Consider the following 22603-nt stretch of genomic DNA (forward strand, 5'->3'; position numbering starts at 1 on the left):
GCTATTACATTTCTGAATTCGGTTTACGGAGAAGATGTTTTATATCCTTAAAACGGACGAACGTTCTATTTTTCTGATCCCACAGATGAAAACGGAGGGATTTAAAGCTGGAAAGAAGCGTAATCGTTGTCGCCTTGTGGAGCGGCGGAGTGGATTGATGCGCTTTTTCCAGGTTGTAGTTTGGCACCTTAGGGCTCAAATGGTGAACGTGGTGAAAGCCGATGTTGCCTGTTACCCATTGAAGAACCTTCGGGAGCTTGTAATAAGAGCTGCCGTCTACAGCCGCTTTGACATAATCCCATTCTTCTTCATTCTCATAATAGGAATCTTCAAATTGATGCTGTACATAAAACAGCCAAATTCCAAGAGCACCAGATACAAAGACAATCGGAACCTGGATAAGCAGGAACGCCTGCCAGCCAATCCACCAGCACATGAGCGCATAAGATCCGGCAATCAAAAAGTTAATCAAGTACGTATTGAGGCGTTCTTTTTTCCTTGCTCCTTTACGGTTAAAGCGGTTCGAAATAAGGAAAAGATAGATTGGGCCAAGTCCGAACATCACAAGCGGATTGCGGTATAGCTGATAACCAATTTTTCTCCAAAAAGACGAAGAAACATATTCATCAACCGTTAATACCCAAATATCGCCTGTTCCTCTTTTTGTTAAGTTACTGCTTGTCGCATGGTGAATGGAATGGGCTCTCTTCCATTTTTCATAAGGGAATAACGTGAGGACACCGCTTATAATCCCAAGAATGTCATTGCCTTTGCGGGTCTTCATAAACGATTGATGGCAGCAGTCATGGAAAATGATAAAGATTCGAATGACAAAACCTGAAGCTGCAATCGCGAGAGCAAGGGACAGCCAATAGGAAACGGACAAACATTGATAGGCTGCAAACCAAAGGAGAAAAAATGGCGGAAATGTATTAATAAGCTGTCTTACGCTTGATTTCACACTGGATTTTTCAAATGGGGCCATGTCTTTTTTGAGCATTACTTGTTTTTGTTTAGACATATCTTCCTCCTCGAGGGTTAGGTACGTGATCTATTTTCAGCTGAACAGCTGTTATTTTTATCTTCATGAACTACTCCCATCTTACTATGTTTGGCTCCATAAAACTAGATGCTTTAATTTTATAAAGAGTTAAAATATCGGAAACATTCTTCAAATGACTGCTGTGACTGAGTTCAGCACCTGAAAAATTAGAACAGTTTAACAAATGGAAAGAATTGAGTTTTCAGCTCTTCGGCATATAAAATATGTAAGGATTCGCTCTCATCTCTTCTGAAGGGAACAGTGATGGTGTCTGTGTGAATAATGCACGTTCCTAATTGAAGCTTCCAAGGCTCATGATCAAGATTTCCCCGGAATAGATGGCCTCTTTTTTCGGTAAAGAGGCAATATCGTTCCGTCAGCCAAAGATCGAGTGCGGATGGCTTCATGATCACCTCAGATGAAGCAGGTCCATATTCTATATGAAGCTTTGCAGAAGGAGCTCCCTTATGAAGTCTTTCCGAGGTGAATTGCGTCCGTTTTCCTTCCTTCTCCGCCATCATTTTTGCACGGTAATATGGCAGATGAAAGAACGACCTTGCCACCTTAACTCCAATCAGGCTGCTCGCGTCAAGACTGAAGAAATATACCCCCGGGTTGCTGCTGCAGGTTACATACGTCCGAATGTTCAGCTCTAACAGGTTAGACAGGCGAGGGATAGAGGGGAATCCCCTGAATCTGATGTCATCCATTTCAAACGGCACGAGTCCTATCCAAGCCTGGCCTTCAAATACATCTGCTGTTAATGAATGAGGAAGCCTTTCCTGCAGCCATGCAGGGTCAACCGGCCAATGCACAAACAGCAGATTCCGCCACGTTTGCTTCATGATCCATTTCACCAAATCCCCCCTCTCCATTATGTATATGTGCCTCTTAAAATAATTTAGCCAGATAGAGAATCAGCCATTCAAAAAAATCCGCCTCCCTGATTAGGAGACGGATTTTATTTCACCAGACGTATAAGCCTACAATCATCGCACTCAACAGGGAAACTGCCAACCCGCTGACAAGCAGCTTCCAGACATTTTTCCCGATCATCGAGGATTTTTCCTCTCCTAAAACGGAGCTGAATGTGCCGTAAATCATTCCTACAGTACTGAAGTTTGCAAAGGAGGTCAGGAACGTCGTCGCAACGGCAACCGTATGCGGGCTTAGCGTATTCAGATTGTTTTTCAAATCAAGCATAGCCACAAATTCATTTGTCGCCATCTTAATTCCCATAAGCTGAGCCACATACATCGTATCCTTTGCTGACAAACCAAGAAGGAACGCAAAAGGACTGAAAATGATGGAGAAGATTTTTTGAATGGTCAGACCGTCTACGAAAAAGCCAAGAATACCATTCAAGACAGCCGTTAGGGCTACATATCCGATAACCATCGCGAGGATTACAATCACCATGTTCATTCCAACCATCATACTGTTGGAAATGGTCGAAAAGAAATCCTTCTTTTCGCTTTTTGGGGGAACGTACACAATGTCTTCCTCTTTAGGGACAACTGCAGGATTCAAAATACTTGCAAGAAGGAGTGCATTCAGGCAGTTCAACGGAATCGCACTGAACACATACTCAGCCGGAACCATCGTTAAATAGGCTCCGATGATCGATCCGCTTATGCTGCTCATACTCATGATTCCAAAAGTTAGAAGCCGGTTTTCTTTTAGAACGACCAGCTGCTGACGGATAACCGCAAGTGCTTCTGTGTTTCCAAGAAACATCATTTGAATGGAAAAAAAACTTTCAAGCTTCGGCAACCCGGAAATTTTCGAGATTACCCACCCTACTTTATCAATAATCCAAGTCAAGATACCAAAATAAGATAATATATCAAAAAAGGTGACAATTACAATGATAGGAAGAAGTGCACTAAAAAAGAAATCTACCGTGTCATTGGCCATGACGGAAGGAAAGACGAACGAAATCCCTTCATTTGCGCATGCAATCAGCCAAGTGAAAAATGAAGCAAACGTGCTGATTGCCTTACCGCCTATTTCTGTACCAAGCATGAACCAGGTGATAAGCAGTTCAGCCGCGAGCAAAATTCCAATCGACTTCCATTTTACCTCTCTCTTTTGAGGAGAACAGGCAAAGACAAGAGCGATCACAACGAAAATGCCCAGCAGGTTAATTAAAAAATACATGATCTCAACTCCCAGATGTATTGACCCAATAAAAAAACCCTAATTTTCACCCTCAGCCAAATGGACCGAAAGCATGAAAATTAGAGCCTGCAGACAGGGATTGCCCATTGTAAACGGCATGCCCCTGTTTCTCTTATATGATCATACTTCCTTGTAGTCCGGCATTTTGCGGCTGCCAGGTAGAAACTATCAGACCGAATCTTAACTGATATTATACAAGGATATAAAATTAGGTTAATTGAGTATAGCTTATTCTAAAACAGGTATAGGTATTTAGCAACCTGTCTCCGAGAAGTTGAAATTTTTCGATAGTTTCCTATTACTGATTTAAGTAATCTAAAAAGCAGCTAACTAATCTTTTTGATTGCTGAAAATAATGTCTGCCTTCTGCAATTTCTTCCAAGCTTTGAACATACTGTCCCTTTGAAGGAGTTTCACTCTCGGCAACTTTAGAAACAATTTCTTCTGTAAACTCCAGATGAAACTGGAGACCGATGACCCGGTCATCGTAAAGAAACGCCTGGTTGGAACAAGCTTCGCTCTCTGCCAGCCAAATGCAGTCTTCCGGGAGATCAAATGTATCCCCATGCCATTGCATCGCTTTGAAACTGGCCGGCAGACCAGGAATTCGAGTCTCTCTCATTTTCACCTCATGCCAGCCTACCTCTTCAAACGCGTTTTTGCTTACTCTCGCGCCCAAAGCAGTCGCAGTTAACTGAGATCCCATACAAATTCCCAGCACCTTTTTGCCTGAATGTATGGCTCTGGAGATAAACTCTTTCTCTTGCTTCAGCCAAGGATATTCATCAGTTTGATCAATATTCATCGGACCGCCTAGAACAATAAGGAGATCAAACTCACTCAGTTCAGGGAAATGGATATCATCCTTATATAAAGCTGTCTTCGTCAGATGGAACCCTCTTTCATCTGCCCAATCCTGTATATATCCCAAACCCTCATAGGGAACATGCTGTAAATAATGAACGATCAACTTGAACCTCTCCTTTTTCAGCAAAATTGCACGGTATAGATCCTTCCGTGCTTTTATCTCCGTGTACTCGCATCGTTCGTATCCTCTCGGACCAACCCGGCTAAAAGTGCGCGGAACCCAGGAAACTTTGATTTGAATGTACATGGATTTAGGGTTTTTCGTCAATGCTATTTTGGTATACGTCCTATACTGATCGGGATTTTTAGCCTTCGGAATTCTAATATTCTTTTGCTTCTCCTCCGACACATCCGTATGTTTACTCCTTCACATACAGGGAATCTAGCAGACAGAGAATATTTTAGGAGGGTTTTGAAAATGGAAAGATTAGAAAACAAGACAGCAGTCATTACCGGTGCTGCAACAGGAATCGGACAGGCGACCGCTCTAGTTTTTGCCAGAGAAGGCGCTAAAGTGATCTGTGCAGATATCAATGAAGCTGAAATGAAGAAAACCGTGGAAAAAATCAAAGAAAATGGCGGACAGGCTGAAGCGGCTTATCTAGATGTTTCCAGCGAGGATAGCGTTGTTGATTTTGCCGAAAAAATAAAGGAATCCTACGGAACGATCGATATTTTATTCAATAACGCAGGCGTTGATCAGCAAGGCGGCAAAGTTCACGAATACCCGGTTGAGCTTTTCGATAAAATTATAGCCGTCGATTTGCGCGGAACGTTCCTTGCGAGCAAATACTTAATCCCGCTCATGCTTGATAACGGAGGATCGATTATCAATACCTCCTCAATGTCAGGCAGAGCAGCTGACCTTGACCGCTCTGGATACAATGCTGCAAAAGGCGGAATCACAAACTTTACACGGGCAATGGCGATTGATTATGCCCGCGATGGAATCCGGGTCAACTCCCTCTCTCCTGGAACAATTGAAACGCCGCTAATTGACACACTTGTAGGCGGCAAAGACGAAGATATGGGCGAGAAATTCAGAGAAGCCAACAAATGGATTACCCCAATGGGCAGACTCGGGCGTCCGGAAGAAATGGCAACCGTCGCTCTATTCCTTGCATCCGACGACAGCTCCTATGTAACAGGCGAAGACATTACCGCGGACGGCGGAATTATGGCTTATACATGGCCGGGAAAAATGCTGATAGAGGACGAGAAATGGAAAAAAGGTACGGAATGATTGGATGGCACCTCTTTATGGGGTGCTTTTTTCATTGAGATAGAGTTCGTAAACTCTGCCTTTGTTTTGGCCGGTGGATTTTAGGTTGAGAGAATGGAGGAGCTTTGTTGCGGAAGAGGGGCTAACAAGCTGCAAATAATCACGGATTTCTTTATTCGTAATCGTAGAACTAATTAGCAGTTTGTAATCATTTAGCGCTTCAAGGTGAGCGTTTCTATACTTATTCTGGCATTTTAAGCAATACCAGCCGCCTTTATATCTCTCCATTTTAAGTATGCAAACCGGACAGAATACTCCTTTTAACAGGTCCTCATGTGTTAATCCAAATCTATCAAGTATCGGGAAGTCTGCCTCACTGTGTTCTTTCATTGAAATTCTTTTTAGCTTTCTCAATTCTTTTTCAGTAAGAATATCGGTATTAAGATCAGACTCTATTTTTTTAATTTTCAGAGGAAGTTTTTCACAATGAATGATTTTCTCTGCTAATTTAGCCTGGTAGGCATGCGGCGATTGGATAATGGTTTGCGGATTACTGATCACTACTAGAGAGAAAATAGGAACATGGGGGAAACCGTTATTTAAAAACCATTGCTTGAGAAGAAATTGCAGGCGTTCTGTCTGAAGAATAGGATCAGCAAAAGCTGTTTCCTGTCCATCTTTGGTCCGAATTAGCTGATTAAAATTCGGTTCAAAAAATATGGTTCCCGCTATATTTTTTATTTCTAAAATAATGGCATATTTAGAGGTTATAAGCAGAGTATCCATTTGGAAATAAGAGGTTTCGCTAGGAAGACGTAAATCCTGGAAAATAAATTGTTTATCTTGAGAATAAAGAGAAAGCTGATAGTCAGCAGCAAGTTCACCTCTATAGCCTGCCATTCTTTTTTTGAGTTCTTCAGTAATTTGGGGTACCTTTGGATGATTGTCCGGCAATCTTCGCTGCAGAGCTTGTAATTTGAGGATGATGAGCGGGGATTTTCTCTTCTTAATGATCATGTAAACACTCCTTTTTTTAGAATACTACTATATTCTCGAAAAATTTTGCTGTACCTTCATCCGGTTCGGAGTTAGCTTGGAGGATATCGACCGAAATACGGAGATATCGACCAAAATAAAATTTTATCGGCTATTATTTCAATTTATCGACCGAAATCTCATTATATCGGCTATTTTTCCGATATATCGACTTTCCGACAAATTTCGACCACCTCACCCCCTCCCAATTCCCATCCTCCCCCTATCCCTCAAGAAAAACTCGTAACCACCCACCCAAATACGTTATAATAAAAGGTAATGAATCCAAATCATATTTTAGATTTAATACCGAAAGAGAGTGAGCAGTATGGGTCGTAAGTGGAATAATATTAAGGAAAAAAAGGCAGCTAAGGATAAAAACACGAGCCGGATTTACGCGAAGTTTGGACGCGAAATCTATGTAGTGGCTAAACAGGGCGAGCCGGATCCTGAATTGAACCAAGCCTTGAAATTCGTTCTTGAACGGGCAAAAACATACAATGTGCCGAAGCATATTATTGACCGTGCGATTGAGAAAGCAAAAGGCGGTTCTGAGGAAAACTACGATACTCTTCGTTATGAAGGGTTTGGACCGAACGGGTCAATGGTTATCGTAGATGCACTGACAAACAACGTAAACCGAACGGCTTCCGAGGTTCGCGCAGCATTCGGGAAAAATGGCGGGAACATGGGGGTAAGCGGTTCTGTTGCTTACATGTTTGACGCAACAGCCGTAATCGGAGTTGAAGGGAAGTCTTCCGATGACGTACTTGAACTTCTTATGGAAGCAGATGTTGATGCACGCGATATCCAGGAAGAAGAGGAGTCGGTCATCGTTTATGCAGAGCCGGATCAGTTTCATGCGATGCAGGAAGCATTCAAAGGCGCCGGCATTACAGAATTTACTGTAGCCGAGCTGTCCATGCTTGCACAAAATGACGTAGAGCTTCCTGAAGATGCACAGGCTCAATTTGAAAAATTGGTTGATGCACTTGAAGATTTAGAAGACGTTCAGCAGGTTTATCATAACGTAGACCTTGGTGAATAACAGAAAAAGCAGATCCTTTCACAGGACCTGCTTTTTTTTCATACTCAGCATGACAACGAGAACAATTAGTGCTGCGCTCCCCACTCCATAAGCAAAAACGAGCGACACGGTTTTCATGGCAAAGCCTGAAAAGAGGGTTCCCAATGTGATTCCCAAATACATGATTGTGGAACTAAGTCCATTTACTTTCCCCAAGTATTCCTGTCTTGTTTCTTTGAGCATTAGTGCTGCAATATAACCGCTTAAAATGCCCAGCAGCGCATTATCAATAAACTGCAAAACGAGTGTAAAAGCGAAGTTCGTTGAGTACCCTTCAAAAAACAGGGTTACCGCAAGCACGGAGATAAGTGCTGTGAGCACTTTTGTATTGGATAAATACTGCTTAAACAAAATAAATAATACTCCCCCCGCTATGACCCCGACACCGGCAACACCAGAAAAAAGCTGGTAGTAGCGCTCGCCCAAACCGAGTCTTTCAGTCACAATAAAGATATCAAGATTTATCGCAATTCCCATGGCAAAGGATAAAAGGATATAAATTTTCATGAGCTGCTTGATTCTCTCTTTTCGCTTAATATAGCGGAAAGTGGCCTTCAGCTCATCCTTGAAACGCAATTCTGCGATCTTTTGAAACGCCGTTCTTGGAAGGGTGAGGATAAGCATAAATGATAGGAAAAACAACGCAGCGAGGACCCACAAAGTGGTATGAATACCAAATTCAAAATAAAAATAACTCCCTAAAAACGGGCCCAACACATAAAAAAGTGATCCCATCAGCTGAGAAATACCTATGGCACTCTCAACGTCCTCTTTTGCCACATACTCTTTAAAATATTTTTGTGAAGCAGGATAAGAAAATTGAGTAATAATCGCTGAAACTAATACAGCTGCAAATATGCTCCACACCACGCCATTTGATAGGAGCATACCTAATATAACAAAGGAAATTACACTTAAAAAATCACCAAACAGCATAATTTTTTTCGGATTGGTTCGATCAGCAATCAATCCTCCGATAAACGTAAAGATAATCAGGGGTACGTATTCCAGAAAATTCAGGGTGGAGATTGCGAGCGGATCTCCACTCGTTACATCCATAATGTAAAACATGATTGCCATATTTCTGACCCAGATTCCGAACTGCTGAATAAAATCAGTGGCAAGTATCGTCATAAACACTTTATTTTTAATTAATCGCATAGAGGCTCCTCCTTTATCTCCTAAGGTGATGATAAAGGGTGGAGCTGCTCCAGGGTCAATCCATAACGTTTAAGATTATTTCAGAAAAATATTCGTCCTGTTCCTTTTTCTGAAGATAGAATTCCTCTTTTATATAAATACTTGTTTCCTTTAGCGAAAAATAGGCACAAATCTTTTTAATATACTGCTCCAAATCAGGAATGTTCCCATAAAAATGAGTTTTTACAAACATGCCGGTTATCGTTATTTTTTCAGCCTCCAGCTGATGCTTTTTAATCCATGAATCAATTTCTGATTCCTTTTTATGTATTGCATCAATCAAAATCAGCTGGTCATTCACACGCAATTCGCTTGGTTCACTTAAATCATATGCATAATAATAGTGGGTTTCCTCTTCAAATAATTTTACATAGTAAGAGTGATTTTTATCCTTTAGCCAATCAAAATTCAGCGCGTAAAAGCGATACTCATAATTAAACACGGGAAGACTGGAGAAATCATGAGAATTGTGGTGAGCAGATGCCTCGATGATTCCTTTCTTCGTTTCGGCTAACTTTTTCTCCAGCTTCTGAAGCTGTGAAATTCTGTCTGAAATAATATTTTCCTGTCTTTTCATCAAATCTATATATACCTCAATAGATTCCTGATCAATCGCTCTCTGTATATCCTGAATTGAAATCTCTAATGATCTCGCATTTAAAATAATTTCCAGTTGATCCAAATGCCGAACGTAGTAGTATCTGTATCCATTCTGCGGATCTTTTTCTGGCTGAAGCAAGCCGATTTTATCATAATATCGAAGAGTATCAATGCTGATATCATAAAGTTTGCTTACTTGTCCAACCGATAATTTAAAAGACATCTCTTTCCTCACTTTCAGGTGTTATAAGATGAATATATCGGTTTTAACAAAAATATCATACCTTTCAAGTTTATATTGGCAGGATGACTTTATGGATGAGTCTTCTTTTTCTTATTTCCAGACCCATTCCGGTAGGCTAAAATAGAAGTTTTTAATGACGAATAGCTTCCTATCGCAGCACTGCCGTAAAAAAAACCCATGAACAATCCCGCCCATAGATTATGACGATGACTGTAAAAGACCGACATCATCAACCCTAAAAAAGAAGCCAGTGCTGGGATGTAAGCCCTTGGGATTGGCAGAAAAATTTTTATGAGCTGCGTGACAATGATGATCACCGGCACTGCCAGGACCGCGTCCCAAAAATTGGTGTGAATGACGGGAAATTCGGTCATGGGAGGCTGACCACTGTTTCAGCTGCGTTTATTTTCAATTACGCCGCCTCCTGAATTCTTATTTTCTTTTTAATATGGAATAATCTAGGGCGAACTATGCAGAAAAAGGCCGCCAGTTCATGGCGGCCTTATGTCATTGCTTATTCAGCCGGGTCAATGTTAATAACAGGGGGCTCTTCGCCGTATTTCTTCTGCAAATCCACATAAGCTTTCACTACCCTGGCAGCGATGTCTTTGTTGATGTTCTTCTCGGCATATGGGACGACTACGCTAAGAGCAATTTGCGGTTCATCGGTGGGATAGTAGCCTACAAAATTTATGTTATAGGTTTTTTCCGTAAGATCTGAATCAGGGTATCTGTAGGTAGTTTGAGCAGTGCCGGTTTTACCGGATACATCGAGGCCTGGGAACTTGCCGGCAGCGGTTCCGCCCGTTTGTGTTACGGCTTTAAATCCCCTTTGGACCTGTCTGATTTCTGCTGAAGTGTTGTTAATCCGGTTTAATACCTTTGGTTCCTTGTCCAGATGAAACGGGCCCAGCCCCTTTTCAGATGTGGGTTCATGAACCGATTTTACGACTCTTGGCTGAATGCGGTATCCGCCGTTTGCTATAACGGAAACATATTGAGCCAGCTGGAGCGGTGTATAGGTGTCCAGCTGTCCGATGGAAAAGTCTAAGAGCTGTCCGACATTATCAGGGTCTGTTCTGTATCCATGCGATTCATTGGGGAGATCAATTCCGGTTTCTCTCCCTAAACCAAATTGATAGTACCCATTTCTCAAGGTCTCGAAATCTTTAAAGCTCCCTTTAAACGTTCCATTCTCCACGTACGAGAATCCGGCAATATTTTCAATGACCGCTTTAAACATGTAGATGTTCGAGCTCTTTTTTAACGCTGTTATATCACTTACCGAGCCAAGTGACCGATTGCCGGCAGAGGACTTGGTGGCCGTATTTTTAAATGTCATAGGAGCATCATAATAGACTTTGCTGACAGGCATTCCATTTTGATAAGCCGTGAGAACTGTTGCGCCCTTCACCACGGATCCCATCTCATACTGTCCTGTAAAAGCTCCATAAGAATAATCCAGCGGCTTGCTGCTTTTTCTGAAATCATATTGCTTTCCAGCCATTGAAAGAATGTCTCCATTATTAGGATCCATTACCACTGCAAAAGCACTGCTCACAAGCCGGTTGCCAGCTGTTCTTCTTCCCTTAATAATTTCTTCTTCAAGAATTTTCTCAATTTCTTTTTGAAGCTCCATATCAAATGTCAGCTGCAGATCGTAGCCCCGTCTGCCAGTACTGATAACTTCTTCAGACACGTTGCCGTCCCGGTCGGTTGTATATTGGATTTTAGACTTGGAGGCATTTAAAAACTGCTCATACTGCATTTCAATGTACCCTTTGCCGACCCGGTCATTCCTTGAATACCCACGGGCTTGAAAATAATCCATGCGCTCTCGCGGCAGGCCTTCTTGAGAGGTTGTGACCTTGCCGAGAATTGGCCCTAGTACATTGCCATAAGGATATTGCCTGTCCCAGTCCGTGATGATGTTCAATCCCGGCATTTTTTCAAGATTTTCCGAGACTCGGGCTATCTCATCATTGGTCAGCATGACATCCGGTCCTGGCTTTGCATCCTTAGGCAGAATCTGAGCTTTAATAATTTGCGGCTCATATTGGTACCCGGAGGAAAACCGTTTAAAAAGAACGGCAATGGATAGCTGCCTTTCACTTTGCTTCATTTTTTGAATTTCTGCTTGAGGGACCCTTTCAATTTGAAGCTGATATTGCTCTTTTCCATCCAGCTCCAGCTCTTTTTTCTTAAGGAGCTTCTTTGCTTCTTTCGGATGAGCGGACAGCCAGTAATCCTTTATGTCCCTGCTGCTCTCCTGCTCCCGAATCTTTTTAAGAGCTTCTGATTCGATCTCAATATAGTTAATCAGTTCCCTTGCGGTTTTTATTTTATTCTCCGGCTTCGTTTTCTTATCAACCGTATATGTAATAGCAGGAACCCCGATATTATCAACAACCACTCTGCCATAGCGGTCAAACATTTTGCCTCTTGGAGCAGGATAGGATGATACATTGGTCTCCGTTCTGGATAGTTCCTTATTAAACTCTTCTCCCCGGACAATCTGCACAATCCCTAAACGGATGATCACCAGAACAAAAACAAAGAATACCGCAAAAAACAATATATTTATCCGCCGCAATCTGGTCTTTTTTATGCCGCGGTTTTCGGAAGTATTTGTGGCCGTCTCAGTCATCTGATATATTCCCCTTCCTCATAAATGCAAAATAACTCGCTCTTTTATTCTACATTTTTTTACAAGGGAATAATACCCACTTTAAACACAATGAAATTTTCTTAGTGAAACAGGTGGTTATTCGCTGGCTGACGGTATAAAATCATCATCCATCCACTTCTGAAATAAATAGATAGGCACAGCTACCGCCAAACAAAGCATATATACTCAAAGTGGAGTCATGTTCACGAGCTTATAAATGCCTAAATGTTCAAATACGGCATTGAGTATAAAGGCCTGCACAGCATCGATCGCAGCGTTTAGCAGCATATAGCGCATACAATCACCATATGTAAGTGCTAATATGAGGATGGTGCCTATAAAAAACACTCCATAAACAAACGAAGTTACATCGGTTAGAATGGGAATGTTTTCTTTAACCTCACACCATTGAAACCGGTTTGCCATCTGGAAAAGAATCGTCAGGAGAATAGAACCAAATAATGCAGAACCAACGAATCGCTTCAGGTTTTTCTTATGAAAGAAAAAGAGGAGAAAAAAAGGGCAAATGAATAAGGACCATAAAATTATCTGATTCAGCATACATTTCCTCCACTTTTTTTATCAGTTTCAGCAAAAAAACGGAGTCCTATTCCATATTCTCTACATCCACCCTAAAAACGCCCGCTGGTTTCCTGATTTCATAAAAGATTTCTGCAGGGCTGTCTATTTTTTCGGAAACGACTACGCAATAAATCATGATTGCTTCTTTTTCTTCCTTAATTCTGATCCGTTTAATGCCAAGCTTCAGAGCCTCTAATTCATGAAGCAGCTTCGTAAGGTTGGTGTCTTTTGAAATAGAAATTTTCACTTTGAATTCTTTTTCTCCCAAGCGTCTAATCACAAACTTCTCCAGCAGAAAAGGAAGGATTCTTACACCAGAAAAAATGAAAGCAACTCCAGCAAGGGCTTCCATGTAAAAACCCGCTCCTATGGTAATTCCGATTGCAGCTGAGGCAAATACGAGCGCAGCAGTTGTAAGCCCGGAGATAACCTCGTTGTGTCTTCTCAGAATGACACCTGCTCCCAAAAAACCAATGCCGCTAATCACGTACGAGGGAATTCGGCCAGGATCCATTGGACGGGAATAGGCTTCTGCATACATAAAAGCAGACTCGTATGAAACAAGTGTTAGCAGGCAAGCTGTTACTGAAATAATCAAGCATGTTTTCAAGCCCAGGGGTTTCCCCTTTAATTCTCTTTCCAATCCAATTATGATGCCTGCAATGGCCGAAAAGCTCAGCTTCATCAGGACATCAACATGCAGGACCTCCCCCATCTCATCCCTCCTCAATCCATACCTTTCTTAAGTATATAAACCGCTGGTGTAAAATATTTCTGGGGAAAGGAATCCGATTTTTTATGTATGCCTAAGTTTACAAAAGGATCAGCTTCTCCTGATCCCCTGCAGTCCATCTTGCTCTGTCTATTTAACCTGGCCGAAATAAAACAGATGGTTTACCCACTCCGGGCCTACCTGCTCCAAAGAGAAATTCCCGCTCATATCCTCTTGCAGGATGACTAATGAAGGTGATAGGGTCAGAATGGATTGAAACCTGCATAGACTTAATTTAATTGAATACTAAGGCTCCAATAAGTAAACTAAAGAGGAAATAAAATATAAAAATGTAAACGGAGAGGGTAAAATGGAGACCCAAAATTACAAAAACCACACACGGATGCACCCGCTTTATCATTATGTTCTAACCGTACTGCTTCTCGGTATGCTGATCTCAGCAGTTATTCATGCAGTCAATGCGATGAGCAGCGGGGAAAATGTGTTCCAGGCCTTTATCATACTGCTTACTGCAGCAAGTGTTGTCATCATTGGTGTGCTCGTGCGGACGTACACGTTAAAAGCACAGGACCGAGCTATACGTGCGGAAGAAAACCTGCGCCACTATGTTCTAACAGGAAAATTGCTGAATCCCTCGCTGACTGTGAAACAAGCCGTCGCTTTAAGGTTTGCATCTGACAAAGAGCTGCCAGCCTTAAGTGAAAAAGCAGCGGCAGAGAACTTAAAGCCTGATGATATTAAGAAGCTTATTCTGGACTGGAGAGCGGATCACTATAGGATATGATCTTAACCTAATCTCACTGTGACAGACGTAAAAATGAAGCACCATCCATTAAAATGGATGGTGCTTCATTTTTATAGTGGCCTCTTACTTCTTTTCCATTACAGCGAAATAATTCCCTTCACAGTCTGCAAAATTAAAGACCCGGCCAGATGGCATTTCCACTAACTCGCCAACTGTCACGTGTTTGCTGGATAAATCCGTATATAATTGATCCAAGTTGTCAGTGAAAAATAATAAGGACGGTGTCCCTAAATTTAATTCAGGCGACATTTTTGCAATGAATTCTTTGTTGTGGAGAACGATTGTGGTTTCTGAATCATTGGCTGGAGCAATTTCAATCCATCTCATTCCCTGACCGTTATCTTCATCAGAAATGACCTGGAAGCCTGCTTTTTCCGTCCAAAATTTCACAACCTCATCCTGGTTGTTTACATACAGCATGATTTGTCCAATTTTTTGAATCATTCGTCCCCACTCCTTTTTGTCACTTTTCTGAAATTTTACCACCTTCTGTATTATTGGACAATGAGAAATGCTAAGCTCCAGCTATGAATACTAGGAATTTCATTGTGAATTTAGGCAGTCCTCAAATAAAATAAAGCATAAACTGTCGCATTGGACAATTTATGCTTTATTTTGCATCTATGTAGGTTTGCCACCAAAATATGTATTTGGTGGAGACGGTGGGAGTCGAACCCACGTCCAGAAATATCGGCACTTAAGCGTCTACGAGCGTAGCTGGGATATTCGCATTTCGCTGTGCCGTATGCCTACCAGCAGGCGTCAGGACAGCTAGTCTGATTGTTCTCTTCCTTCTCCCTCAGACGGCGAGATCCGGCGTAGCCCACTTAAAGTGAGTCCCTTACCCTACCACATGGGCGATGGAGGGAGGAACCGCTATAAACTGTTGTTACGCAGCTACAGCGAGGTTGTTGTTAGTTTTGCCAGTTATTATTGGCGTTGGCGTTATTAACGAGCTCGCCGACTCGGCTCGCAACCTAAGCTCGAACTACCCCTGTCGAATCCGTAACGTCCCCATATAAGAGTAAAAGCCGTTAAGCTTCCATCCCAATAGGAATACGGGAAAGTCTGTTCAGGTCCTGGTTGAAGTCTGGCCGTCACAGAACAGGTGATAAGATAAGCTGTTGCTTATTCAGTTATCATCAGTACATGTTCTATTATAACAAACATCCTGCATAAAGCAATTGTAAAATAATGTTATCTTCTGCTTCTGCGGAAGACGAGTACGGCGCTTAGGATTAGCACAGCCGCTATTCCAAAGTAAACGATGGACACAAAATCACACTCTCATTAGTCTTTTTGGCGGTCGCGGAAGGCACGCTCGATATCGCGTTTCGCTTCTTTCTTTTTCAAATCTTCCCGCTTATCATATTTCTTTTTCCCTTTTCCGAGTCCGACTAAAACCTTTGCGAAGCCATTTTTCAAATAAATTTTCAATGGAACGAGCGCATAGCCGTCTTCTTTTGTAAGGCCAATCAGTTTGCTGATCTCGCTTTTATGGAGCAGGAGCTTCCTCGTTCTAAGTGGGTCATGATTGTAGCGGTTTCCCTGTTCATACGGACTTACGTGCATGTTGTGGACGTATAGTTCCCCTGCTTGAATTCTGGCAAAGGCATCTTTTAAGTTGACTCTCCCTGCACGGATTGCTTTAATCTCCGTACCTTGAAGCACAATACCCGCTTCATAGGTTTCTTCTATAAAATAATCATGGTTGGCCTTTTTATTCTGAGCCAGCACTTTTCCTGTTCCTTTTGGCATGTGAAACCCCTCTCAAGCATCAATATTCTCTCTATTTTACCACGGCTGAAATCAAGCGGGAAGGGCGATGCCTGGCACCGCCCTTATCCGTTACCGCTTCTTTTTCTTCCGCTTTGCCTTTGGCGCATTATCGAACGTTTTTTTCTTTTTCTTCTTCGGTCCCCGGGTTGACCAGCCATCTTCTGCTGAACCGCTTCTTTCACGGGGGCCGGAGCCTCTTTCTTTCGTTGTTTTTTTGCGTCCCTGTCCGGCGCTGATGGATTTAGGAGCATCCTTCACTGGACGTCTTCTCGTCCCCTTCATGCCGACAATTTCGAAGTCAATGGCACGCTCATCTTTATTCACGTTTACTACGCGGACGGTTATTTCATCCCCGATGCGATAAACGTTGGCTGTACGTTCGCCGATCATCGCATAAGTGCGTTCATCATAGCGGTAATAGTCATCGGTCATGTAGCTGACATGAACAAGTCCTTCGATGGTGTTCGGCAGCTCTATAAACATTCCAAAGTTTGTTACGGAGCTGATAATTCCATCGTACTCTTCGCCAATTTTATCAAGCATGTATTCCGATTTTTTCAGGTCATCGGTTTCACGCTCAGCCTCTACAGCCCTGCGTTCCATATTGGAAGCCTGCTCAGCAATAACCGGAAGCTTTTCCGCCCATTTTTGCTTCGTATCTTCTCCCGTCTTGCCTTCAATTAAATACGTACGGATTAAACGATGAACGATTAAATCCGGGTAACGGCGAATCGGTGAAGTGAAATGAGTATAAAACTCAGTGGACAATCCGAAGTGGCCAAGGCTCTCAGGATCATACTTTGCCTGCTTCATTGATCGAAGCATAACGGTTGAAACAACCATCTCTTCAGGCTGCCCCTTCACTTCTTCAAGAATCTGCTGAAGAGCGCGCGGATGAATTTCGTTTCCGGTACCCTTCACACTGTAGCCAAAATTCGTGATGAATTCCAGGAAACGCTGCAGCTTGCCTTCATTGGGATCCTCATGAATACGGTATATGAAAGGGACCTTCATCCAGTGGAAATGCTCAGCTACCGTTTCATTGGCAAGAAGCATAAACTCTTCAATAAGGCGTTCAGCAGCACCGCGTTCGCGAAGCTCGACATCGTAAGGCTTTCCTTCCTTATCTACGAGAACCTTTGCCTCTTTAAAATCAAAATCAATGGCGCCGCGATTCATACGCTTATTTCTTAGCACTTGAGCAAGCTCGGCCATTTTTTCAAACATGGGCACAAGCGGTTCATACTTTTCGCGGACCTTTTCGTCCCCATCAAGAATGCTGTTTACGTCGCTGTATGTCATTCGTTCCGTCGTTTTAATAACACTTTGGAAAATTTCATGATGAACGACGTCACCGTTTTCATCCACTTCCATATCACATGAAAGAGTGAGCCTGTCTACTTTTGGATTCAGGGAGCAAAGTCCATTGGAAAGACGGTGAGGAATCATCGGAATAACCCGGTCAACTAAGTAAACACTCGTTCCGCGATCCAGCGCCTCAACATCAATTGGTGAATCCTCTGTCACATAATGGCTGACATCGGCAATATGAACACCTAATTTGTAGTGGCCGTTTTCAAGCTTCGTCACCGTTACCGCATCATCCAAATCTTTTGCATCTGCACCATCTATCGTAACGATGGTTTCGTTTCTAAGGTCTCGGCGGCCCTTGTAGTCTGCTTCATCAATTTCATCGGGAACATCATTCGCCTGCTTAAGAACATCCGGTGAGAAGCCTCCAGGAAGTCCGTGCTTATGAATGACGGAAAGAATATCGACTCCAGGATCATTTTTGTGCCCGAGAATTTGGATAACTTCTCCTTCAGCACTCATCCGTCCCTCTGGGTACGTAGTAATCTTGACGACTACTTTATGGCCCTCTACAGCTCCGTTTGAAGCATCTCTTGGAATAAAAATATCGTTAGCAATCTTTTTATCATCCGCAATCACAAAACCAAAATTTCTGCTCTCCGTATAGGTCCCAACGACCTCTTTCATTCCGCGGTCTAAAATACGGATAATTGTACCTTCTTTTCTGGCGCCTGATGAATTGGAGCTCACGCGCACAAGCACCGTATCGCCGTGCATCGCATTTCCAAGTTCATTCGGCGGGATGAAAATATCATCATCTGCCGGGTCTTCCGTTACGGCAAAGGCAAACCCCTTCGCATGTCCTGACAATTTGGCCTTCACTAGGTTCATCTTTTCAGGCAGACCGTACCGATTGCTTCTTGTACGGACTACAAGGCCCTGCTCTTCCATATGGACAAGAGCTTTGACAAAATCTCTGAAAACATCCGCTTCCCCTACTCCAAATGCATCCTCAAGCTCCTGGATTGTAAGCGGTTTGTATGCTTCATCCCGCATAAATGAAAGCAGGCGGTCAACGTGTTTTTGTATATCCTGGTTCAACTAAATCCCTCCTTCTTCTCGGGCTTACCAGTCCAGCTTTTCCAGGAACTCATAAACATCCTGGTGGACCTGGTCTTTTTCTTTATCAAGGGTAATAACGTGGCCGGAATTTTCATACCACTTCAGCTGCTTTACATCCGATTCCACTTCATCATGAATAATGTTTGCACTATCTGTATTAATCATGTGATCATGGCGTGCCTGAACAACGAAGGTCGGCGAATAAATCATATCGACGTTCTTACGTACATCTGCAATCAGCTCCTGCAGGCCTTTTAAGGTTCCCATAGGAGTTTTCTCGAACTCTTTCATTTCTTCTTCTATTTGATCAGGCTTTTTCTCTTCGAATTTTTTATAGTTGCGTGCATACTCCAAAACACCTTGATACATAACTTCCTCACTCTTTATGTACATCGGTGCACACATGGTCACGATACCCTTTACTGGTACAGTGTAACCCAGTTTCAAGGAAAATACCCCGCCTAGCGATAACCCTCCGACCGCAATTTCTTCATAGCCCTTTTCCTTTAGAAATTCATACCCTTCCATAACGTCCTTCCACCAGTCTTCCGGTCCTGTATGAACTAGCTCTTCCGGCGGTACGCCATGGCCTTTATATTGAGGAGCATGGCACGTATAGCCCCGCTCATTCAAGTATCTTCCAAGCATCCGCACATCTGCCGTGTTTCCTGTAAACCCATGCAGAAGCAATACTGCTTTTTCTCCGCCTTCAAAGAAAAAAGGCTTAGGCATCACTTTTCTCATAGCTGAATCTCCTTCTCTATCCGTTGTCTGTTTCATGCTAAAACCATATATGTATTCTCCCTTAACTCCCTCTTTTCTATTTAAACAAACGTTTGGGGAAAAGAAAAGCGCAGGGCTTTTTCGAAGAGGATGTTCATGCAGGTGCGCTAGGTTACTTTATGGCGCTGCTGAAAATGAGGCACAAGCTTTGTTCTTCATACTTATATGAAGTGCCGAAAACAGTCTCAAGCGATATATCGATGATTTTTAAAATATATCGGCGAAAATTTATTTAAATCGGCGATTTTTTCGATATATCGACGATTTCTTAATTATATCGACGAAAACGGAGGTAAATCGATTTTTCGGGAGATTTCGACAATTGTTTTGCATGAGAATATATGACGATTGCGGGGAACGGCATGCAGGAAGAAAAACTAAAAAGAGGCCTGCACTCAGACCTCTTCCGCATCTTATAGGTTAAAGTAGGAAATTGCAATGGTAAGAACAAAGAAAACTACAGATAAAACCACAGTAATCCGGTGAAGAATCAAGTCAAGACCGCGGGCTTTTTGCTTTCCGAAAAGCTGCTCCGCTCCGCCTGAGATCGCTCCGGATAAACCAGTGCTTTTACTGGATTGCAATAATACTACTGTAATAAGTGCAAGGCATGTAATAATCAACAGAACAATTAACAAGGTATGCATGTACTACACCTCCTGAAACGCGTTTGCATTGGTTTAAATGTACCATATGGAGGGGGTTAAAACAATAGTGCTTGTCTGCTTACGGCAATTTTTTCTAAAACCTGAATGACAGGCCTATTGAGGAGGAATGTTTGTCCTTTACGGGCAGGTTTGTGTCGATTACGGGCAATTGTTTGTCGATTACGGGCAATTGTTTGTCGATTACGGGCAATTGTTTGTCGATTACGGGCAAATCCGTGTCGATTACGGCCAATTCGACGAAATGAGACAACATCTTCCTGTCCCAATCCAGTAAGATAGCAATAATCAAGGAGGCGAATACAAATGATTCGATACCCGCATTTAAAAAATCGAGCCTGCATAGGGGTAAGCCCCCTCTTCCGGTGTTCCCGGGGAACTGCATGACTTAGTCAGACTTGCTTCAAACCGCATGGAAAAGAAAGGCTTCAGCGTTGTGGCAGGGGAAACTGTTTGGACTCAGGATAAGGCAAAATCAGCACCAGCCAGTGTAAGGGCAGCTGAATTCATGGAAATGATGCAAAGCGATGAGATCGGCTTGATTATCCCTCCGTGGGTCGGAGAGCTTCTTATTGAAGTACTGGAATATATAGATTTCAGTAAAATAGCGCCAAAATGGATTTTAGGTTATTCCGATTTAAGTGTCCTGTTGCTTGCTATTACCCTTAAAACAGGAATTGCCACTGCTCATGGAACGAATCTGATCGACTTGCGGGGGGAATATTGCGATGAAACGACAACAATGTGGGAGTCAGTTCTAGCAGCTCGTTCAGGTGAAGAAATCCTTCAGCATTCTTCCGTCAGTTACCAAAAAGAATGGAATCATTCAAACCCCTCATCTTGTGTCTTTCATTTGACTGAACGGACGGAGTGGAAAACAATTCCTAAATCTCGCGAGAAAATTGAAGGCAGACTGCTTGGCGGCTGCATTGATGTGGTCCGGCACTTAATAGGTACACCGTTTGGAGACTTCGCCAGTTTCCAAAAGTATATCAGGAATGAACCCATCCTCTGGTATTTTGAGAATTGTGAGCTTTCCACGACGGACTTGCGAAGATCACTGGTTCAAATGCGATTAGCTGGCTGATTTCAAAACTGTTCCGGCATCGTCTTCGGCAGAAGCGCAGCGAATGAGGCGGTGGACGGCTATACAGCAGAGGATGTTTATCAGGAGATGTCTGCAGAACTGCAAATACCGGTCATCTATGATATTGATTGCGGACATATTCCTCCTCAAATTACGCTGGTAAATGGAGCACATGCTGAGGTGGAGGCAACTGATGGAAAAGGAACGATCAAACAGGTGTTCAAACCTTAAAAAAGCCCTCTATCAAAAGATAGAGGGCTTTCTCATTTCATTCACAAACCTTATTTCTTAAGGTTGTAGAAAGAGCTGATACCATCGTATACTGCTAGACCGCCAAGCTCGTCTTCGATGCGAAGAAGCTGGTTGTATTTTGCGATACGGTCTGTACGGCTCATAGAACCTGTTTTGATTTGGCCAGCGTTTGTTGCAACAGCGATGTCAGCGATTGTAGCATCTTCTGTTTCACCTGAACGGTGGGATACAACAGCTGTGTAGCCAGCACGTTTTGCCATTTCGATTGCTTCAAATGTTTCTGTAAGCGTACCGATTTGGTTAACTTTGATCAGGATGGAGTTTCCTACACCTTGCTCGATTCCTTGAGCAAGCTTTTTCGTGTTTGTTACGAATAGGTCGTCTCCAACCAATTGTACTCTTCCGCCGATACGGTCAGTAAGAAGCTTGTGTCCATCCCAGTCGTTCTCGTCAAGTCCATCTTCAATGGAAAGGATTGGGAATTCGTTAACTAGCTGCTCGTAGAAATCAACCATTTCAGCTGAAGACAATCCGTTGCGGCCTTCGCCTGCAAGATCGTATTTGCCAGTTTCTTTGTTGTAGAACTCAGAAGAAGCAACGTCCATGCCAAGCATGATGTCTTTGCCAGCTTCGTAGCCAGCTTTCGTGATTGCTTCAACGATTACTTCAAGTGCTTCACGGTTAGAACCAAGGTTCGGAGCGAATCCGCCTTCGTCACCAACAGCTGTGTTAAGGCCTTTTGCTTTAAGAACAGATTTAAGAGCGTGGAATACTTCTGCTCCCATACGGATTGCTTCTTTGAACGTAGGTGCTCCGATAGGAAGGATCATGAACTCCTGGAAGTCTACGTTGTTATCAGCATGAGATCCGCCGTTGATGATGTTCATCATTGGAGTTGGAAGCTGTTTCGCATTGAATCCGCCAAGGTAACGGTAAAGCGGAAGACCAACGAAGTCAGCAGCTGCATGAGCAACAGCCATGGATACTCCAAGGATTGCATTAGCGCCCAATTTACCTTTGTTTTCTGTTCCATCAAGCTCGATCATGATTGTATCGATTCCAACTTGATCTGTTACGTCTAGACCAATGATTTCTTCAGCGATTACGTTGTTTACGTTCTCTACTGCTTGAAGAACGCCTTTTCCAAGGTAACGGTCTTTGTCACCGTCACGAAGTTCTACTGCTTCGTGTTCACCTGTAGAAGCACCGCTTGGTACTAGTGCGCGTCCGAAAGCGCCTGATTCTGTGTATACTTCTACTTCAACAGTTGGGTTTCCGCGGGAGTCAAGGACTTCACGTGCATATACATCAACAATAGCTGGCATTTAATTTCTCTCC

General features: G+C 42.8%; 20 protein-coding genes, 1 other RNA gene, 1 pseudogene and 1 riboswitch. Of the genes and pseudogenes, 4 read left to right on the plus strand and 18 right to left on the minus strand.

Annotation, left to right across the window (positions count from 1 at the left end; genetic code table 11):
• Window positions 1-4 precede the first annotated feature (4 nt).
• The 4 genes from WCV65_RS17960 to WCV65_RS17975 form a co-directional block, all read right to left on the minus strand.
• On the minus strand, window positions 5-1021 hold the full coding sequence (locus tag WCV65_RS17960) for a fatty acid desaturase (RefSeq protein ID WP_051860495.1): 1017 nt from the start codon (window positions 1019-1021) through the stop codon (window positions 5-7).
• 188 nt (window positions 1022-1209) lie between these two features.
• Window positions 1210-1899: a DUF2071 domain-containing protein gene (locus tag WCV65_RS17965; protein WP_338778383.1), complete on the minus strand. Its 690-nt coding sequence runs from the start codon at window positions 1897-1899 to the stop codon at window positions 1210-1212.
• A gap of 109 nt (window positions 1900-2008) precedes the next feature.
• Window positions 2009-3202, minus strand: coding sequence for a nucleoside transporter C-terminal domain-containing protein (locus WCV65_RS17970; RefSeq protein ID WP_338778385.1), 1194 nt, complete (start codon window positions 3200-3202; stop codon window positions 2009-2011).
• A 134-nt stretch (window positions 3203-3336) separates the two neighbouring features.
• Window positions 3337-3441: riboswitch (purine riboswitch) on the minus strand.
• 80 nt (window positions 3442-3521) lie between these two features.
• Window positions 3522-4439, minus strand: coding sequence for a type 1 glutamine amidotransferase (locus WCV65_RS17975; RefSeq protein ID WP_338778387.1), 918 nt, complete (start codon window positions 4437-4439; stop codon window positions 3522-3524).
• Between the two features lie 69 nt (window positions 4440-4508).
• Between WCV65_RS17975 and WCV65_RS17980 the strand changes: the two genes are divergently transcribed.
• A complete protein-coding gene (locus WCV65_RS17980; RefSeq protein WP_338778389.1) occupies window positions 4509-5333 on the plus strand; it encodes an SDR family oxidoreductase in 825 nt (274 codons plus the stop codon).
• Between the two features lie 15 nt (window positions 5334-5348).
• Here WCV65_RS17980 and WCV65_RS17985 read toward each other — a convergent pair whose 3' ends face one another.
• Window positions 5349-6329: a nuclease-related domain-containing protein gene (locus tag WCV65_RS17985; protein WP_338778391.1), complete on the minus strand. Its 981-nt coding sequence runs from the start codon at window positions 6327-6329 to the stop codon at window positions 5349-5351.
• A 346-nt stretch (window positions 6330-6675) separates the two neighbouring features.
• On the opposite strand from WCV65_RS17985, the gene WCV65_RS17990 reads away from it, so the two are divergent.
• Complete coding sequence (locus WCV65_RS17990) at window positions 6676-7395, plus strand: YebC/PmpR family DNA-binding transcriptional regulator (protein ID WP_035404480.1); 720 nt, start codon at window positions 6676-6678, stop codon at window positions 7393-7395.
• Window positions 7396-7413: 18 nt separating this feature from the next.
• Here WCV65_RS17990 and WCV65_RS17995 read toward each other — a convergent pair whose 3' ends face one another.
• The 6 genes from WCV65_RS17995 to WCV65_RS18020 form a co-directional block, all read right to left on the minus strand.
• Entirely contained in the window at window positions 7414-8595 is a 1182-nt protein-coding gene (locus WCV65_RS17995) for an MFS transporter (protein ID WP_035404482.1), read from the minus strand.
• A gap of 55 nt (window positions 8596-8650) precedes the next feature.
• Window positions 8651-9457 (minus strand): MerR family transcriptional regulator, encoded by an 807-nt coding sequence (locus WCV65_RS18000; RefSeq protein ID WP_338778395.1) that lies wholly within the window; start codon window positions 9455-9457, stop codon window positions 8651-8653.
• Between the two features lie 89 nt (window positions 9458-9546).
• Window positions 9547-9852 (minus strand): hypothetical protein, encoded by a 306-nt coding sequence (locus tag WCV65_RS18005; protein WP_035404484.1) that lies wholly within the window; start codon window positions 9850-9852, stop codon window positions 9547-9549.
• A 140-nt stretch (window positions 9853-9992) separates the two neighbouring features.
• Window positions 9993-12125, minus strand: coding sequence for a penicillin-binding protein 2 (locus tag WCV65_RS18010; RefSeq protein ID WP_338778399.1), 2133 nt, complete (start codon window positions 12123-12125; stop codon window positions 9993-9995).
• A 207-nt stretch (window positions 12126-12332) separates the two neighbouring features.
• Entirely contained in the window at window positions 12333-12707 is a 375-nt protein-coding gene (locus WCV65_RS18015; protein ID WP_338778400.1) for a hypothetical protein, read from the minus strand.
• Between the two features lie 46 nt (window positions 12708-12753).
• On the minus strand, window positions 12754-13443 hold the full coding sequence (locus WCV65_RS18020) for an MgtC/SapB family protein (RefSeq protein WP_035404489.1): 690 nt from the start codon (window positions 13441-13443) through the stop codon (window positions 12754-12756).
• Window positions 13444-13810: 367 nt separating this feature from the next.
• Here WCV65_RS18020 and WCV65_RS18025 point away from each other — a divergent pair, with 367 nt between their 5' ends.
• Window positions 13811-14245, plus strand: coding sequence for a DUF6526 family protein (locus WCV65_RS18025; RefSeq protein ID WP_035404492.1), 435 nt, complete (start codon window positions 13811-13813; stop codon window positions 14243-14245).
• Between the two features lie 84 nt (window positions 14246-14329).
• Here the strand turns inward: WCV65_RS18025 and WCV65_RS18030 are convergent, their stop codons facing one another.
• The 6 genes from WCV65_RS18030 to secG form a co-directional block, all read right to left on the minus strand.
• Window positions 14330-14710 carry a VOC family protein gene (locus tag WCV65_RS18030; protein ID WP_035404495.1) on the minus strand — a complete coding sequence of 127 codons (381 nt, stop codon included), beginning with the start codon at window positions 14708-14710 and terminating at the stop codon, window positions 14330-14332.
• A gap of 207 nt (window positions 14711-14917) precedes the next feature.
• Window positions 14918-15282, minus strand: a transfer-messenger RNA (tmRNA) gene (ssrA, locus tag WCV65_RS18035).
• A 274-nt stretch (window positions 15283-15556) separates the two neighbouring features.
• On the minus strand, window positions 15557-16024 hold the full coding sequence (smpB, locus tag WCV65_RS18040) for an SsrA-binding protein SmpB (RefSeq protein WP_035404524.1): 468 nt from the start codon (window positions 16022-16024) through the stop codon (window positions 15557-15559).
• 90 nt (window positions 16025-16114) lie between these two features.
• Window positions 16115-18457, minus strand: coding sequence for a ribonuclease R (gene rnr, locus WCV65_RS18045; RefSeq protein WP_338778401.1), 2343 nt, complete (start codon window positions 18455-18457; stop codon window positions 16115-16117).
• Window positions 18458-18481: 24 nt separating this feature from the next.
• Entirely contained in the window at window positions 18482-19222 is a 741-nt protein-coding gene (locus tag WCV65_RS18050) for a carboxylesterase (protein WP_338778402.1), read from the minus strand.
• A gap of 452 nt (window positions 19223-19674) precedes the next feature.
• Window positions 19675-19908, minus strand: coding sequence for a preprotein translocase subunit SecG (secG, locus tag WCV65_RS18055; RefSeq protein WP_035404534.1), 234 nt, complete (start codon window positions 19906-19908; stop codon window positions 19675-19677).
• Window positions 19909-20232: 324 nt separating this feature from the next.
• On the opposite strand from secG, the pseudogene WCV65_RS18060 reads away from it, so the two are divergent.
• Window positions 20233-21244, plus strand: a pseudogene (locus tag WCV65_RS18060) (S66 peptidase family protein).
• A gap of 50 nt (window positions 21245-21294) precedes the next feature.
• Here the strand turns inward: WCV65_RS18060 and eno are convergent.
• On the minus strand, window positions 21295-22590 hold the full coding sequence (gene eno / locus WCV65_RS18065) for a phosphopyruvate hydratase (protein ID WP_338778404.1): 1296 nt from the start codon (window positions 22588-22590) through the stop codon (window positions 21295-21297).
• Window positions 22591-22603 lie beyond the last annotated feature (13 nt).

Source organism: Metabacillus sp. FJAT-52054 (genome assembly GCF_037201815.1).
Classification (GTDB): domain Bacteria; phylum Bacillota; class Bacilli; order Bacillales; family Bacillaceae; genus Metabacillus_B; species Metabacillus_B sediminis.

Coding starts and splice junctions, on each gene's coding strand:
- WCV65_RS18030 (WP_035404495.1), bottom strand. CDS start 14,710: ATGATTCAAAAAATTGGACAAATCATGCTGTATGTAAACAACCAGGAT.
- WCV65_RS17990 (WP_035404480.1), top strand. CDS start 6,676: ATGGGTCGTAAGTGGAATAATATTAAGGAAAAAAAGGCAGCTAAGGAT.
- WCV65_RS18025 (WP_035404492.1), top strand. CDS start 13,811: ATGGAGACCCAAAATTACAAAAACCACACACGGATGCACCCGCTTTAT.
- eno (WP_338778404.1), bottom strand. CDS start 22,590: ATGCCAGCTATTGTTGATGTATATGCACGTGAAGTCCTTGACTCCCGC.
- WCV65_RS18005 (WP_035404484.1), bottom strand. CDS start 9,852: ATGACCGAATTTCCCGTCATTCACACCAATTTTTGGGACGCGGTCCTG.
- WCV65_RS18000 (WP_338778395.1), bottom strand. CDS start 9,457: ATGTCTTTTAAATTATCGGTTGGACAAGTAAGCAAACTTTATGATATC.
- WCV65_RS17970 (WP_338778385.1), bottom strand. CDS start 3,202: ATGTATTTTTTAATTAACCTGCTGGGCATTTTCGTTGTGATCGCTCTT.
- WCV65_RS17995 (WP_035404482.1), bottom strand. CDS start 8,595: ATGCGATTAATTAAAAATAAAGTGTTTATGACGATACTTGCCACTGAT.
- secG (WP_035404534.1), bottom strand. CDS start 19,908: ATGCATACCTTGTTAATTGTTCTGTTGATTATTACATGCCTTGCACTT.
- WCV65_RS18050 (WP_338778402.1), bottom strand. CDS start 19,222: ATGAGAAAAGTGATGCCTAAGCCTTTTTTCTTTGAAGGCGGAGAAAAA.
- WCV65_RS17980 (WP_338778389.1), top strand. CDS start 4,509: ATGGAAAGATTAGAAAACAAGACAGCAGTCATTACCGGTGCTGCAACA.
- WCV65_RS18015 (WP_338778400.1), bottom strand. CDS start 12,707: ATGCTGAATCAGATAATTTTATGGTCCTTATTCATTTGCCCTTTTTTT.
- WCV65_RS17985 (WP_338778391.1), bottom strand. CDS start 6,329: ATGATCATTAAGAAGAGAAAATCCCCGCTCATCATCCTCAAATTACAA.
- WCV65_RS17960 (WP_051860495.1), bottom strand. CDS start 1,021: ATGTCTAAACAAAAACAAGTAATGCTCAAAAAAGACATGGCCCCATTT.
- WCV65_RS18010 (WP_338778399.1), bottom strand. CDS start 12,125: ATGACTGAGACGGCCACAAATACTTCCGAAAACCGCGGCATAAAAAAG.
- smpB (WP_035404524.1), bottom strand. CDS start 16,024: ATGCCAAAAGGAACAGGAAAAGTGCTGGCTCAGAATAAAAAGGCCAAC.
- WCV65_RS18020 (WP_035404489.1), bottom strand. CDS start 13,443: ATGGGGGAGGTCCTGCATGTTGATGTCCTGATGAAGCTGAGCTTTTCG.